Source organism: Flavobacterium swingsii (assembly GCF_900111965.1).
Lineage (GTDB): Bacteria > Bacteroidota > Bacteroidia > Flavobacteriales > Flavobacteriaceae > Flavobacterium > Flavobacterium swingsii.
Genome location: NZ_FOJT01000005.1, coordinates 1 through 16,246, shown reverse-complemented (window position 1 = coordinate 16,246; position 16,246 = coordinate 1). Strand labels below are relative to the sequence as shown.

Annotated in this window: 12 protein-coding genes and 1 rRNA gene; 2 read left to right on the top strand and 11 right to left on the bottom strand. The window is 33.9% G+C overall.

Annotation, left to right across the window (positions count from 1 at the left end):
* Positions 1-38 precede the first annotated feature (38 nt).
* From BM053_RS09160 to porU, 9 genes are all read right to left on the bottom strand, one after another.
* Positions 39-632 (bottom strand): super-infection exclusion protein B, encoded by a 594-nt coding sequence (locus BM053_RS09160; RefSeq protein ID WP_091476717.1) that lies wholly within the window; start codon positions 630-632, stop codon positions 39-41.
* Between the two features lie 58 nt (positions 633-690).
* The gene (locus tag BM053_RS09155) at positions 691-1,752 is read right to left on the bottom strand and encodes a mannose-1-phosphate guanylyltransferase (protein ID WP_091476714.1); all 1,062 of its coding nucleotides are present in this window, start codon (positions 1,750-1,752) and stop codon (positions 691-693) included.
* Between the two features lie 9 nt (positions 1,753-1,761).
* Positions 1,762-2,361 carry a SprT-like domain-containing protein gene (locus tag BM053_RS09150; RefSeq protein ID WP_091476711.1) on the bottom strand — a complete coding sequence of 200 codons (600 nt, stop codon included), beginning with the start codon at positions 2,359-2,361 and terminating at the stop codon, positions 1,762-1,764.
* On the bottom strand, positions 2,362-3,039 hold the full coding sequence (locus tag BM053_RS09145; protein ID WP_091476709.1) for an SDR family NAD(P)-dependent oxidoreductase: 678 nt from the start codon (positions 3,037-3,039) through the stop codon (positions 2,362-2,364). It lies immediately after the preceding gene.
* An 84-nt stretch (positions 3,040-3,123) separates the two neighbouring features.
* Complete coding sequence (locus BM053_RS09140) at positions 3,124-4,740, bottom strand: pyruvate dehydrogenase complex dihydrolipoamide acetyltransferase (RefSeq protein WP_091476707.1); 1,617 nt, start codon at positions 4,738-4,740, stop codon at positions 3,124-3,126.
* A 2-nt stretch (positions 4,741-4,742) separates the two neighbouring features.
* Positions 4,743-5,741 (bottom strand): pyruvate dehydrogenase (acetyl-transferring) E1 component subunit alpha, encoded by a 999-nt coding sequence (pdhA, locus tag BM053_RS09135; RefSeq protein WP_091476704.1) that lies wholly within the window; start codon positions 5,739-5,741, stop codon positions 4,743-4,745.
* 140 nt (positions 5,742-5,881) lie between these two features.
* Positions 5,882-6,364 (bottom strand): cytidine deaminase, encoded by a 483-nt coding sequence (cdd, locus tag BM053_RS09130; RefSeq protein WP_091476701.1) that lies wholly within the window; start codon positions 6,362-6,364, stop codon positions 5,882-5,884.
* 71 nt (positions 6,365-6,435) lie between these two features.
* On the bottom strand, positions 6,436-7,629 hold the full coding sequence (gene porV, locus BM053_RS09125) for a type IX secretion system outer membrane channel protein PorV (RefSeq protein WP_091476699.1): 1,194 nt from the start codon (positions 7,627-7,629) through the stop codon (positions 6,436-6,438).
* Positions 7,630-7,671: 42 nt separating this feature from the next.
* Positions 7,672-11,496: a type IX secretion system sortase PorU gene (gene porU, locus BM053_RS09120; RefSeq protein WP_091476695.1), complete on the bottom strand. Its 3,825-nt coding sequence runs from the start codon at positions 11,494-11,496 to the stop codon at positions 7,672-7,674.
* Between the two features lie 203 nt (positions 11,497-11,699).
* Between porU and gldJ the strand changes: the two genes are divergently transcribed.
* Positions 11,700-13,394, top strand: coding sequence for a gliding motility lipoprotein GldJ (gene gldJ, locus BM053_RS09115; RefSeq protein WP_091476693.1), 1,695 nt, complete (start codon positions 11,700-11,702; stop codon positions 13,392-13,394).
* 69 nt (positions 13,395-13,463) lie between these two features.
* A complete protein-coding gene (locus BM053_RS09110) occupies positions 13,464-14,747 on the top strand; it encodes a UDP-N-acetylmuramoyl-tripeptide--D-alanyl-D-alanine ligase (protein ID WP_091476691.1) in 1,284 nt (427 codons plus the stop codon).
* 302 nt (positions 14,748-15,049) lie between these two features.
* Here the strand turns inward: BM053_RS09110 and BM053_RS09105 are convergent, their stop codons facing one another.
* Positions 15,050-15,550, bottom strand: coding sequence for a CAP domain-containing protein (locus tag BM053_RS09105; RefSeq protein ID WP_091476687.1), 501 nt, complete (start codon positions 15,548-15,550; stop codon positions 15,050-15,052).
* A 373-nt stretch (positions 15,551-15,923) separates the two neighbouring features.
* A 5S ribosomal RNA gene (gene rrf / locus BM053_RS09100) occupies positions 15,924-16,033 on the bottom strand.
* Between the last annotated feature and the right edge of the window lie 213 nt (positions 16,034-16,246).

The following is a 16,246-nucleotide window of genomic DNA, read 5'->3' as shown; positions in this document are numbered from 1 at the left end:
ATTAAAACAGACAGAAGTGTAATATAGAAATTATAATTCTATATATATTGTAAATCATTCTCCGTCCAATGCGGACGATTTTTTAAAATATAATCGGCTTCTCTTTTGTTTGGATTATCTGTTAATCCTAAGTCTTTTTTTATGTCAATTATTTCCTTTAAATAGCTATTTATTTTAAAAGTGGAATTTCTACCACTTAGCATTATACTTCCTCCAAATTGGGAAGCAAAAAATAAAATTTTTTTATCTACTAATCCTTTTATAATGTTATCCTCGTAAGGAAAATCTAATGTGTTTTTATTGTATAAGTAAAATTCCCTCAAAACTGCTCTTTCATAATCATCAAGATTATTAAGTAAGTTTTTGTATTCTTTTTTTATTTGTCTTGATAAGAAAAGGTCTTTTATATAATTAAAAATTCCAGTAACGCAATTAACAACAAATATTCCTGAGCAAACTAAGTAGATGATATATACATATATTTTTAAATCACTACCATTTTTGAACTGAATTGAAACTAAATTATTTGGCGCATAAAATATAAATGTTCCGACTATAAACATTACAAAGAATATTTTTGTCGGTATTTTTTTAATGTCAAATATTCCTTTAAATATTTCTTCTATTCCCATATATTTAGGTTTTACACGGATTCCAAATATTTCTGCTAACTAATAATTCTACCTAACTTTAATTCTGTTCCAATTTTTTCACAATACTTTTTATATCTTGTTCTTTACTTTTTGGGTAAATTAGTAAAATCCCTTCTTTATCTACAATGATATAATCGTGCAAACCATCAATAATGATTAGTTTGTTGGCATCGGAACGGACAATATTATTAGAGGAATTTTCGAGCAAAACTTTGGCATTTACAACCGCATTATTGTTCTCATCTTTGTCTAATTTTTCGTGAAGCGAGCCCCAAGTCCCCAAGTCATTCCAGTCGAAAGTGGCAGGCAAAACATAAACATTTTTAGCGTTTTCCATCACAGCATAATCGATAGAGATATTTTCGGCAAGCGCATAATTTTCTTCTATAAATTGCGTTTCATCCGAAGTATTATAACTTTCTAATCCTTTTAGAAACAAGTCATTCATTTTAGGTTGAAATTCAGAAAAAGCTTCTGTAATTGTTTTGACGCTCCAAATAAAAATTCCACCATTCCAAAGGAAATTACCAGAATCTAGGAATGATTTTGCCGTTTCGTAATCGGGTTTTTCTCTAAACTGGTTTACTTTTTTTATCGGATTGGCATCGGTTTTATCATATTCGATATAGCCAAAGCCTGTATTGGGAAATGTAGGTTGAATCCCTAGTGTCATCAATGCGTTTTCATGGGTGCAAAAATCGAAACATTGTTGCAAATTTTTGGTAAATGCATCTTCATTTTCAATCCAATGATCACTTGGCGCCACAACTATCACCGCATTTGGGTTTTGCTTTTGAATTTTTAATGACGCATACAAAATACATGGCGCTGTATTTCGCATGGCTGGTTCCAGCAAAACTTGTTCTTGCTTTACCATTGGTAATTGTTCTAAAACCAAATGATTGTAACTTTCGTTGGTTAAAATCAGAATGTTTTCGACAGGAATTAACTTAGATAATCTCGAAAAAGTTTTTTGTATTAATGTTTCTCCCGAACCTAACATATCGTGAAATTGCTTAGGGAATTCGGCGGTGCTTACTGGCCAAAATCGTGATCCAACGCCACCAGCCATTAATATTGCGTAATAATTTTTATTCATTTTCTATACCTAATTTGGTAACAATTCTACTTCTGCATTTGGGTTAAATAAATAAGTTCGTCCAGAATTTACTTCTAAACATTCGTATCTTTTTAATCTTAAGGCTACTTTTTTAAAAATTTTTCCATTATGAATACGAAATACACTTCCGTAAGGTATCTCAAAGATATAGTTTTTATCGTTCTCTGGGTCAAATTGTTTTAAGGCCAATGACAAAGTAGCATCGGTATCGCTACTCGCTTTTGGATTTCTGAAATGTCTGGCCAACAAAGGCAATAATTGACTTGGAAATATCTCGGGACGAATAAACGGAACCATCAATCGCTGAAAAGTCAGTTTCCATTCGTCGCCGTGTGGTTTTATATTTCTTCCGTATTTTTCGAAAGCAACTAAATGTGATATTTCATGAATTAATGTCATTAAGAAACGATATTTATTCAAACTGGTATTTACTGTAATTTCGTGTTTCCCAGACAATCCTTTTCGATAATCCCCATGACGAGTCACTCGCTCGTTGACGATTTTGAGATGCACTTGATTGATTTTGATTAATTCAAAAACTGGCTCTACCGAATGTTCTGGTATGTATTTCTCTAAAACGGTTTTCATTTATGGTGTTGTTGTTGAAACTTGCAAAACCCTACCATTATAATATTTATTCCCTGTTAAAGAAAAATTATAAATATAATCGGCCATTTCCGTTGCTGAAAGTGGCGCTTCATAACCTGGAAAAGCTTCTTGTAACATTTCGGTATTTACAGAACCTAACGCTAAAACATTGAACGAAATTCCACGTTCTTTATATTCTTCTGCTAATAATTCCGACAACGTAATCACAGCTCCTTTACTAGAACTATAAGCTGCTAATCCTGCAAACTTCATACTTCCCTGAATTCCGCCCATAGAACTTATCGTAACGACATGACTTCCTTTTTGAAGATAAGGCAAACAAACGCGTGTTAGATTTGCTACGCCAAAAACATTGACTTTATATATATTTTCGAATTCCTGTGATGTGATTTCTCCGAAAGGTTTTAATAAAAGTGAACCCGCATTATGAACTATAACATCAACTTTTTTCCAAGTTTGAGAAAGGAAATTTTCTACTTGCTGTAGTTCTTTTTCATTAGACAAATCGACAGAAAGACAAGTAATATTTTCATTATCGATTAATGCTTGTGGTGTTTTTCTAGAAATAGCCAAAACGTTATGTCCTGCATTTGCAAATTGCAACGCCAATTCGTAACCAATTCCTCTAGAAGTACCTGTAATGATGATGTTTTTCATAAAAAATGAATTTAAGCTAAAATAAAAAAAAATCTCATCATGATTGAATCAAGATGAGATTAAATATTAAAAATATATTGACAATTATGCCAACATAGTTACTGGATTTTCAACAAATTGTTTCAATGTTTGTAAGAATTGTGCTCCCGTTGCTCCATCGACCGTTCTGTGATCGCAAGCAAGAGTTACTTTCATCGTATTTCCAACTACAATTTGACCATTTCTAACTACTGGTTTTTCGACAATAGCTCCTACTGATAAAATTGCAGAATTCGGCTGGTTTATGATTGAAGTAAATTCGGTAATACCAAACATTCCAAGATTAGAAACCGTAAATGTACTTCCGTCCATTTCTGCTGGTGTTAATTTTTTAGTTTTAGCTTTTCCTGCTAAATCTCTAACACTTGCTCCTATTTGAGTTAAACTCATTTGGTCTGCAAAGTTTAAAACTGGAACTACCAATCCGTCTTCAACAGCTACGGCAACACCAATATTTACATGATGATTGATGATCATAGCATCTGCTGTCCATTGAGAATTTACTTGCGGGTGTTTCTTTAAAGCCATCGCACAAGCTTTGACAACCATATCGTTAAACGATACTTTAGTGTCAGGAATAGTATTTATTGTTGCACGAGATTTCATAGCTTCATCCATCGCAATTTCGATAGTTAAATAGAAATGAGGTGCTGTAAATATAGATTCTGATAAACGTTTTGCAATGGTTTTACGCATTTGCGAATTTTTGATTTCTTCTGAGAATTTTTCTCCAGCAGGAACAAATGGTTTTACTACAGAAGCAGCACTATTTGTTACAGGTGAAGTAGAAACTGCTTGTTGAACTGCAGCTTGAGGTGTAAATCCTTCTACATCTCCTTTTACGATTCTACCATTTTCTCCAGAACCTTTTACTTGAGATAAGTTAATTCCTTTGTCTTGAGCAATTTTTTTAGCTAATGGCGAAGCGAAAACTCTATCCGTTGAGTTTGATGTTGGGTTTTCGTTATTTGATGTTGCATTAGGAACTTCAGCCGCTTTTTCAGCAACTGGAGCAGCAACATTTCCACCTTTTTTATAATTTTCTGCAATTCCTGCAATATCCGTTCCTTCTGGTCCAATAATCGCTAAAACACTATCAACTGGCGCAGATTCTCCTTCATTAATTCCTACAAATAATAAAGTCCCTGCATTGAAAGATTCAAATTCCATAGTGGCTTTATCGGTTTCAATTTCGGCAAGAATATCGCCTTCGGCAACTTTATCACCTACTTTTTTCAACCAAGTTGCAACAGTTCCGTCAGTCATAGTGTCTGAAAGTCTTGGCATAGTAACAACTACAACTCCTTTTGGAAGGCTAACTGATTTAGATTGCTCTTCGACTGCATTTGGAGTTACAACTTCCGGAGCAGCTTCTGTTTTTGCGGCTACTGGATTTCCATTTAATAAAGCAGAAATATCTTCTCCTTCTTTTCCAATAATAGCTAAAAGTGAATCTACTGGTGCCGATTCTCCTTCTGGTATTCCAATATATAAAAGCGTTCCTGAGTTGAAAGATTCAAATTCCATAGTTGCTTTATCGGTTTCAATTTCGGCAAGAATATCGCCTTCTGAAACTTTATCGCCTACTTTTTTTAACCAAGTTGCTACTGTTCCTTCCGTCATCGTATCGCTTAGGCGAGGCATTGTGATTACTGTTGCCATAATTATAGTCTATGAGGAATAAATGGATAATTTTCTTGGTCGTAAACTACATCGTATAATTGTTGTACTTCTGGGAAAGGAGATTCTTCGGCAAATGCTACACATTCTTCTACTAAATCTTTTACTCTTTCGTCAATTACTTCAATTTCTTCTTCTGTAGCATATTTTTTCTCCATGATTACATCAAGAACTTGAGTAATTGGATCTATTTTTTTGTATTCTTCTACTTCTTCTTTAGAACGATATAGTTGCGCATCAGACATCGAGTGACCTCTAAAACGGTATGTTTTCATTTCTAAGAAAGTTGGTCCATCACCACGACGTGCTCTATCTATAGCTTCATGCATGGCTTCAGCAACTTTTACAGGATTCATTCCGTCTACTGGTCCACAAGGCATTTCGTATCCTAAACCTAGTTTCCAGATATCCGTATGATTGGCCGTTCTTTCTACCGAAGTTCCCATGGCATAGCCATTATTTTCAACGATAAAAACCACTGGTAATTTCCACAACATCGCCATATTAAAAGCTTCGTGTAAAGAACCTTGACGTGCTGCTCCATCACCAAAATAGGTTAAAGTAACACCGTCACGACCAAAATACTTATCTGCAAAAGCCATTCCAGCTCCAACAGGAATTTGAGCTCCTACGATTCCGTGACCCCCAAAAAATCCTTTTTCTTTCGAGAAAATATGCATCGAACCACCCATTCCTTTAGATGTTCCCGTTACTTTTCCAAGCAATTCAGCCATAACAGCTTTTGGATCTACACCCATTCCGATTGGTTGAACGTGGTTACGATACGCCGTAATCATTTTGTCTTTCCCTAGTTCCATTGCGTGCAAAGCACCTGCAAGAACTGCTTCTTGACCGTTATATAAGTGAAGAAATCCTCTTACTTTTTGTTGTATATAAAGTGCCGCTAGTTTGTCTTCAAACTTTCTCCAAAGTAGCATGTCTTCGTACCACTTTAAGTAAACTTCTTTTGTAATTTCTTTCATCTAAATTTTCTTTTTCTAGTATTTTACGCTTGCAATCTATCTTATAAACTTTAAATATCGACCTCTTACAAATTTGCGAAAAGCAAAAATAAGACATTCCACGTAAGAAGTAAAATTTAACTGCTTTTTTTTAATAAAAATTACAAGAAGTTCTTATCAAATGTTAATGGGAGTAAATTTTGTATTGAATTTGATTTGTAAACTTCTCCCGTTTCTCCCATAAAATAAATTTCTATTGGATTGTCTTGTCTAAACTCATATTCGAAAATTGCTTGACGACAAGCACCACACGGCGGAATAGGTTTTGTCGTTGCCGATGTTGTCGAGCCAGCCGTAATTGCCATTTTTACAATTTTTGCGTTAGGGTAAATAGCTCCTGCGTGAAAAATAGCTACTCTTTCCGCGCACAATCCGGAAGGATACGCCGCATTTTCTTGGTTCGAACCCAAAGCAATTTCGCCATTATCTAATAAAATAGCCGCTCCTACATTAAACTTAGAATATGGAGCATAAGCATTTTTTCTTACATCGATGGCTTTTTGCATTAAGTCACGTACATCGTTAGGTAATTCTTGCATCGATTCAAAAACCGATAATCGCGTATTTATATTAATCTCTTTCATAATTTAAATTGGAAAAAAAATCCAAATCTCAGTAATTGAAATTTGGATTGTTTATTTATTATTTATTGATTTTAATTCTGATCATAATCGTCACCGAAATTGAATGTTAGAGAAAAACGCAATGTATTCTCTAAAGGATTTGGCACTTTTGATGCCGAAAACAAATAAGAAACATCTAAAGTTACAACATTATATTTGAAACCTGCTCCTAAAGTAAAGTATTTTCTCTTTCCTTTTTGCTCACTTTCGTGAAAATATCCTAAACGCAAAGCAAATGAATCTTGGTACCAATATTCTGCTCCTGCAGCATAAGTAAACTCTTTTAACTCTTCACTAAAACCATCTGGTGCATCACCAAAAGATTTGAAAACTCCCGAAGTCCAACCAATTGCTTTATAATCTGCATTAGCTTGTGCCACACCGTTTTCTCCAGCATCTAAAGTATCTCCGTCTCCGTTTAAATCGACAGGAACTGGGATTTGTGGTGTTGGAACTAATAGTTTTGCAAATTCAACATTGGCAGAAATTTTGTTATAATCGTCTAAAATAAAATCGAAACCACCACCTATGCGTAAGTTTGAAGGTAAGAAATTTGCATTATTTTCGACACCCGTATTTCCGTCATAACTTAATTTAGGCCCTAAATTTTGAAGATTAAAACCACCTCTCCAACGACCATTAAAATCACTATAAGCAATCTCTTCCGATTGATAATAACCAGCAACATCTACCGCAAAAGTACTTGCTGCCGAAGCATCTACTGTTCCTGAAGCTACTTTTAAATTAGATCTAATATAACGTGCTCCTACTGCCATAGAATATTTTTCGCTCAGCTTTAATGAGTAAGATAAATCTAATGCCAATTCGTTTGGTTTTACTATGTTTAGTGCTGTTCCTTGGTCGTCCGTCAATTGAATTTCGCCTAAACTAAAATAACGCAAACTTGACCCTATAGCACTTCGTTCGTTTATTCTGTTAAAATAGTTAAGTTGCCCTAACGAGATATCATTAACAAGCGCTGTCAAATATGGCGTATAACTTACTGCAAAACCTTGTTTTTTTGTTGAAAAAGCATACTTTGCAGGATTATATTGTTGCGAATAAGCATCAGGCGAAGTGGCAACTCCGTTATCTCCCATACCTGCGGCACGAGCGTCGGAAGCGATTAATAAAAACGGAACACCTGTTGTTATAGGTCGTTCGGTTTGTGCATTAACATTAATTCCTATAAATAATCCTGATAATATAAAAACAATTCTCTTCATTTTATTTTTTGATATAATAATTAACAAATATATATTCTTTTATTAAAGAATTACTAATTTCTCGATTTTTTCGATCTTTTTATTAGTAACATTCGACTTTACGGTTAATTTATAAACATAAACTCCCTTCCCTATTTTGTCTCCAAAATCATCCCGTCCGTCCCAAGTAATGTCACGCGAAGTAAAACCTCCATTGCTTACGATTTGGTTTTTTGTCCAAACTACCTTACCTGTTATAGTAAATACTTGCACTTGCACTTCTAGTTCTTCTAATGGTCTGTTGTGAGTAAACCAAAATTCGGTATGGTTTACAAATGGGTTTGGATAATTTAAAACATTTGTTAATGATAATGTTTCGTCGCCTGCTACTATAAACTGCAAATCGGCCGTTACTATATTATTATAAACGTCCCAAGCTTTGAATGTTAAGATATGCAAACCTACTGCTAAGTTTCTGAAAGGATATTTTAGTTTTCCTTTTGTATAATCATTTAGTTCGGTTTCGTAATAATCATTCAAAATATATGGTTTTGTTTCGTCACCATCTAAATACGCAACAATGTCATGACCTATTCCACTCGCTGTATTTATACCGTGTTCGTCTTCCAGAAAGGCTAAAAATAATGGCGACTGATTTGTGATTCCGCCAGAAGCGAATGTTCTATCATTCATATAAATTTCTATTCTAGGAGGCACGACATCGGCAACAGCATTAGCGTTTAATCCTCCGATTTTTACAGAAAAATCAGAACCTGTTTGATCTTCTAGCGCATTATTATTTTTTGCATAGAAACTTACTTTCCCGTTTCCTACAGGTATTTTTATATCACGCGGCACAACAAATCCGAACTCGAACTGACCATTTGTAACCGATGCATTTCCTCTAAAAATGGTTTCACCTAATGTGGTGAAATTCATGGTATGAAGAACGCCATTAATATATGTTCCGTCATTTGCTAAAGTGGTACGACTTATATCTTTATCATATATATTTACTGCTAATTCTCCGTTGTAGCTTGTTAACGGTACATCAAATTCATCCGTAACTTCTCCCGAAATGGTTGCAAAAGCTAACGCTTGTAACACATCTGGTGTACCAGTAATAGGCACTCCATTTATTTTTGTTAATCTTACTTTTGGTTTTGGAATAGCTAATTTTAATGCTGGATCACCAATATAAAAAACCACATTATTTCCTGAATTCCCAGACATGACCTTAGTTAATCTAACAGATTCTGCTACAGAAGTGTAATTATTTGAGCCGTAAGCAAATAAATTTGAAGCTAAATTAACATTAAACGTTTCTCCTGTTGATTGTCCTATTTGTCTTGTTGTTGTAACCATTGACACCGCTCCGCCAAAAGGATTCCAATAAGTATGCTCGCCAGCGGTCGGTCTTAACGGATCATCAAAACGAGTAAACTCGCAGGTTACAGTTATAAATAACGGATATTTGTATCGATTATTCAATGCCATTGCATCTTTTGTTTCGAAAAGCCTTTCTCCTGAAAGACCGTCTTCGCCTCCATGTCCGAAATAATTAAAAACCAAAGCTCCTTGTCCAAAAGAATTTATAAAATCTTCTTTGGCTTTAGGGTATTTTTGTCCGCCCGATGTTGTTTCTTGTACGTAAGAATCGATATGTATTTTTTTTGCGTTAAAAAAAGGTTTTTCTTGCGTAACTCTGTTTGCTAAATCATCTAAATCCGACTGTAATGTATAATCACTATCTTTATCTATATCGTCGGATATAAAGACTAAATTATTTCGCCATCTTCCGTAGGATTTTTTGTCGTAATAATCTATAACTTTTGTTACCATTTGTTCGGCTTGTTGCAAACTCGAGATTAGCATCCTTCCTACAGCTACATCTAAACCTAATGCACCTATCATACTTCCTTCGTTAGGATCCATCAATCCAAAATAATCATCGGAAACAAATGATCCTGAAAGAGAGAAGCTTTCCATTGATTGAAATACAGGAACAACATTAGTGTTGTTTTTAACTCTATCTTTAAAATCAAACGAAGCATCACCAAAAAGACATAAATATTTTAGTTTTTCGCTTGGAACTGATGGATTGTCATAAACGTATTTTACAAAATTTCTAATGGCACCTATATCTTGTTTTCCTGACGAAAATTCTTCGTACAAATTCTCGAGGTTAATCACTTTTACATTCAGATTAGAGTTTGTTCGATGAAAATTTGCCAATCGCTCTGCTTGACTACTTAATGAGGCTGGCGTAACGATAAGATAATCTACATCATCAAAAACACCTTGTTTATTTAAGAAAATTGTTCCTTTTAAATCTTGATTAGCAACGATTGTGTTAGCGTCTTTTAGTGGTGTATAAACATCAAAATTATCCACAATTAAATATTTTTTATCTTCACCCATAAAGGATTTGAACGAAAATTGTGACTGCCCAGCATTTGATTTTGCCGTAACATTAAATATATCGGTAATATCCCAAACCTGCCCTATTGCTGATGCGTTACTTATCTGATATTCGCAAGTTCCTATAGATGTAGAAACAGCATCGACCGAGAATCTGAATTGCCTACCATAACCATTTAGATTTGATTTTGCTTTTAAAGTTATATAATCCAAATATCCTATGGCACTTGGCACACCATTGTTATTGTAATTTAAATTGATAGAAATATTTGCACTTGTTGTATTTATCGTATTCAAAAGAGCCGCTTCATCAGCAAGCGATGCCGATGAAGCTGCAGATAAATTAACATTCCCAACATTTATATTATTAGCTTTTACAATAAATGTAGAATTATTAACACTAACAGCAGCAGCCTGAACTTTTAACAATACAGGATTTGTTGTAACGATATTGGGAAACGAAAACTGAAAATTCTGGTCATTAGTAATCTTAAACTGTTCACCATACCATTTTCTTCCTAAGTGTGCGAGATTAGCTCTGTCAACTTCATGATACTGATACTCATCATAAGTAGTAAATATTACATCTGGCGGTTGCGGAGATTCTACAATTGGTGTAATTCTTTTTCCGCTTGATGCAGATGATGTTACATAATAATAAGATTTGTCAGCATATAAATTAACGTGAGTGTCGCTATCGTCATTGTAATTATCAACACCCTCGGCATAAAACAAAATAAAATCACCATCATTAAAAACACCATCATTTTCTCCATTAAATTGTATGGCATTCTCAGCTAAATCTGTCGGATAAGGAACGGAATTTGTAAGCGGAATCATTCTTCCCCCATTTCCATAAATTTTTATTGTTCGAGGATCAACATTTACATCAAAACCCAATCCTGCTAAAAATGCTTTAGAAATCCTATATACTCCAGATGTTTGAACATAAAATCTGCGCCAAGCACCTGTTTTTAATACTGAACTAGATAATGCCGTAATATTTTTCTGGTTCAACCCATTGTCTATTCCAGCAGTATAATCAAAAGAAAGTGATTTTACTCTTTTGTAAATATTCCCCTCTTTTATTATAGGTGAAAAAGTTAGCAGTCCATAATTTACCTCTCTTGCTTTTGCATTTTGAATCGCTGCATTAAGTGTCTTTGGAATTTGAGATTTATCTAAATCCCCTAATTTTTCTTCAGAAAGAGTTTCAAAAACAATATTTGATAATTTTAAGCTCTTCTCATCGATAGCAAAAGGCACTTCGAACTTTTTAGAAAAAAAAACACTCCTTTTTACCTCATTATATATAAAGGACTCTGATTTAAAATTAGGAATACTTACTTTATAGTTTTCAGTAACGGAATAATTTCCATCTACCCAACCAATAGTAACAATATTATTGTTTTGAGCAACAGCTACTTGGAAAACAAATAAGATAATTAAACTAACAATTTTTTTCATATTCAAATATAACGCTTTTAAGTGCTTTTTATTTTAGTCAGTAAAAATAAAATTTTAAATACAATATAAAAAGATATAGTTCGTTTATATACAAATAGCCTAAAAATATTTTTTTTGTTGTTTTTTTAAATATTTCTAAAAAAGGTGTTGCAGTTTAATGGTTAATTGTTATATTGCGCCACAAAATAATTACCTACGAAAGTATGAAAGTAAACAAAATTGTGACTGTAAGAGTACTGTTTTCATTAATAGTACTGTTTGGATTTACTAGTTGTAGTAAAAAGTCTAGTTCGAAAAACACTTCTTCCGCTACCGGATGGAAGATTAACGACCCTAGTGGTGGTTTCCAATACAACAATAATTTTACTAAACAAGAGACTGCTCCTGGATTAGTATTAGTTGAAGGTGGAACATTTACAATGGGTAAAGTTCAAGATGATGTTATGCATGATTGGAACAATACCCCAAATCAGCAACACGTTCAATCTTTTTATATGGATGAAACTGAGGTGACAAACCTTATGTACATGGAATATTTAGACTGGACAAAAAGAGTCTTTCCTCCTACTGAAGAAACTTACAAAAACATTTACGAAGGTGCTCTTCCAGACACATTAGTTTGGAGAAATAGATTAGGTTATAACGAAACTATGACCAATAACTATTTGAGACACCCTGCTTACTCTCAATACCCAGTTGTAGGAGTAAACTGGATTCAAGCTAGCGAATATGCTAAGTGGAGAACTGACCGTGTAAACGAATCAGTACTTGAGAGAGAAGGTTATATGAAAAAAGGCGCTAAGATTGTAGATGTAGATGCCAACAATACATTTAGTACCGAAGCATACTTAGCTTCTCCATCAACATCATTTGGTGGGAATGATAGTATTGTTTTGAAAAAAGTAAAAGGAAGATCAAAAAAATCAGCCGATTCAACAAATGTATATGCGCAAAAAACTTCAGGAATACTTTTACCTGAATACAGACTACCAACCGAAGCAGAATGGGAATATGCATCTGCTGCCGATGTAGGAAACAGAGAATACAACCTTTACAGAGGTCAAAAGAAATATCCTTGGAAAGGTTCTTACACACGTTCTGGAAGCAGATCTTCAAGAGGAGATCAATTAGCCAATTTCAAACAAGGAAAAGGTGATTACGGAGGAATAGCAGGTTGGTCTGATGACGGAGCTGATATTACTGCTCCTGTAAAATCATACAAACCAAATGACTTTGGATTGTACGATATGGCAGGTAACGTTGCTGAATGGGTACAAGATGTTTACAGACCTATAGTTGATGACGAAGCAAATGATTTCAACTACGTTCGTGGAAACGTTTACACTAAAAATAAAATTGGTGATGACGGTAAAATCGAATTAGTAACTTCAGAAAACATTAAATACGATACACTAAGTAATGGTAAAGTTATTGCCAGAAACAAACCTGGAGATATTGCTCAAGTACCTGTTGACGAAAAAGAAACTTATTTAAGACAAAACTTCGACAAGAGTAATGAAATAAACTACAGAGATGGTGACAAGGCGTCTACACGTTTCTTTGACTATGGCTCTGCTGAAGAAGGAGAAGCTAAAAAAGACAATAAAAACAGAATGTACGATTCTCCAATTCACCAAGTAGGTACTGTTATTGCCGATACAGTTACTAAAGAAAAGAAAATGGAACGTAAATTTGATAAGTCTGACAAAAGAACCTCATTAATTGGTGACGATGTAAGAGTTTACAAAGGTGGCTCTTGGAGAGACAGAGCATACTGGTTAGACCCAGCACAAAGAAGATATTGCCAACAAGATATAGCATCTGATTATATTGGATTTAGATGTGCAATGTCTAGAGTTGGACCAAAATCTGACATGCCAAAAAGAGCAAGAAATTAATATTTCTCTTATACAATATTTAAAAGCCCTAAATTTTTAGGGCTTTTATTTTTTTATTACTTTCGTATTATGAAAATCGAAGAAATTTACCAATGTTACTTACAGTGTACTTCCGTAAATACGGATACACGAAAAATAGAAAACAACTCCTTATTTATTGCCCTAAAAGGAGAAAACTTTGATGCCAATACATTTGCAGAAGAAGCAATAAACAAAGGCGCATTATTTGTAATCATTGATGACAAAAAATATTATACAGACAAGAATAAAATGATTCTTGTTTCAAACAGTTTACAAACACTGCAAGAACTAGCAAAATACCATCGCCAACAATTAGGACTTCCTATTATAGCCCTAACAGGAAGTAACGGAAAAACTACAACCAAAGAACTTATAAACGTTGTGCTTTCAAAAAAATACAATACTAAAGCAACCGTTGGCAATCTAAACAATCATATTGGAGTTCCGCTAACACTACTCTCATTCAACGAAGATACTGATATTGGTATTGTAGAAATGGGTGCAAATCACCAAAAAGAAATCGAATTATTATGTTCTATTACTGAACCTGATTTTGGTTATATAACAAATTTCGGCAAAGCACATTTAGAAGGTTTTGGAGGTATCGAAGGTGTTATCAAAGCAAAAAGCGAACTATATCATTACTTAGAAGAAAATAAAAAAATGGCTTTCATAAATCTTGATGATGAGATTCAGAACGAAAAAACGACACAAATAACACGTTATAGTTTTTCACACAAAGCAAAAAGTGATGTTAAAATAGATTCTGTTACAGCAAACCCAATGGTTATAATTAATTATAACAAAGTCGAAATTCAGTCGCATCTGATAGGATTATATAACACAAACAATATAAATGCGGCTATAGCTATCGGAAAATATTTCAATATTTCTGATAATGATATTAAAGAAGCGATCGAAAATTATATCCCTACAAATAATCGCTCTCAATTAATCGAAAAAAATAGCAATCACATTATTTTAGATGCCTATAATGCAAATCCGAGCAGCATGAGTGCAGCAATTTCGAACTTTATACAATTAGAAGGGAAAGAAAAAATTGCCATTTTAGGAGACATGTTCGAATTAGGAAAAGAAAGCTTAACCGAACACAAAAGAATAATCGAACTCCTCATTAACAAACACAAAATAGAAACCTATTTTGTCGGAAAAGACTTTTACAGTAATAAATTAGACCATAAAAACATTCATTTTTTTGAAACTTACGAATCATTCTCCGAAAGTTTTAAAACAAAAAGGCCAAGCAAAAAAACAATTTTAATCAAAGGTTCAAGAGGAATGTCATTAGAAAGAACACTCGAAATACTATAATTTTCTAATAATACTGCCATACTGAGCGTAGTCGAAGTATGGCGTGACCACAAGGGTCGGGCTTCCCGATAGCTATCGGGACGCTATAATCTTTTATTTTTTAAAGAAAAAAACTAAAGGATTTCCGCTGCTATCCCTCACGCGGACGAAACTTCAACATTCAAAATTCCCACACAAAACAAAAAATCCGTTTAAATCCGTTTCATCCTCGTTCCAAAAGACAAACCAATAAACCATAAAAAATGCTTTAGTTTCCCAACTAAAGCATTTTTTTTATCAAACAAACTAAAAACAAACTCTCTTTATTTTTTCACAAATATATTCGTGTAGTATCTTTTTCCATCGCTGTTGGTTCTAATCGCAATTCCAAAATGGGTAAAATCACCATCAATATTCACTTTGTGCGATGCACTGTTTAACCATGCGTTTACTACACCCTCTGGAGTACTATAATTATAAGCCAAATTCTCAGCTACATTCTTTGCGCCAATCACCTGAACTAAGTTCTCATAACGATCCTGAAAATAATTATGGCTTACCGTTCCAGTTGATATCATATAATTGTCATGCTCTTCCGATTTGATAGAGATATAATCTATTTTTTCTAATGTATTTTTACCAATACTGGCTCTATAGTTGTTTACTAAAGTCAACACTTGTGTTTCTTCAGTAGTATAAGTATATTTTGCGCTGACCTGAGACATATCTACAGCAGGAGCACTAACAGCCTCTTCTTTAGAACAAGAAACAATAGAAATAGAAACTAAAACTAAAAAAACAATTTTTGATAAAGTACTTCTCATAATCAGATTATTTGTGTTGTTGTATCCAAACCCACTTGTTACGTTTAGACAGGACAACATTACAATTAAAATCGATTAAACACCTAATAAAATCGTCAAACTGTTAATATTCAACTGATTAGTAAATAAATTCTTGCGGTATAGCAATAATAATATTCTGTTATTCGTCGGTAAAACAAAACATATTATCTATAAATTATAGAAAACCATATTAGAAAAAACCTCTTATAAACAAAAACCCCTATCCGAATTGGATAGGGGTTTTTAAAAGTTCCGATAGCTATCGGAATACGACGAATCGAGCCGTTAGGCGAACACGTCAATCCTATAAAAAATAAAAAACCCTATCCGATTTGGATAGGGTTTTCTTAAAGAAAGGCGACGACATACTCTCCCACAAAAATGCAGTACCATCTGCGCAGGCGGGCTTAACTTCTCTGTTCGAGATGGGAAGAGGTGAGCCCCGCCGCAATAACCACCTTAAGAGGTTATAATTGCTTTGGCAATTATTTCCAAAGTTAATTAGCAATTATACATTGTTAATTATCAATTGGACAATATCTTAACATACTGAGATAAAGAAGTATTTATTTAGAAAGTTTCTTCCCCGCCGAGGCGGGGAAAAGTTTGTACATAAGCTTACGGGTTATTAGTACTACTCGGCTATGACATTACTGCCTTTACACCTATAGCCTA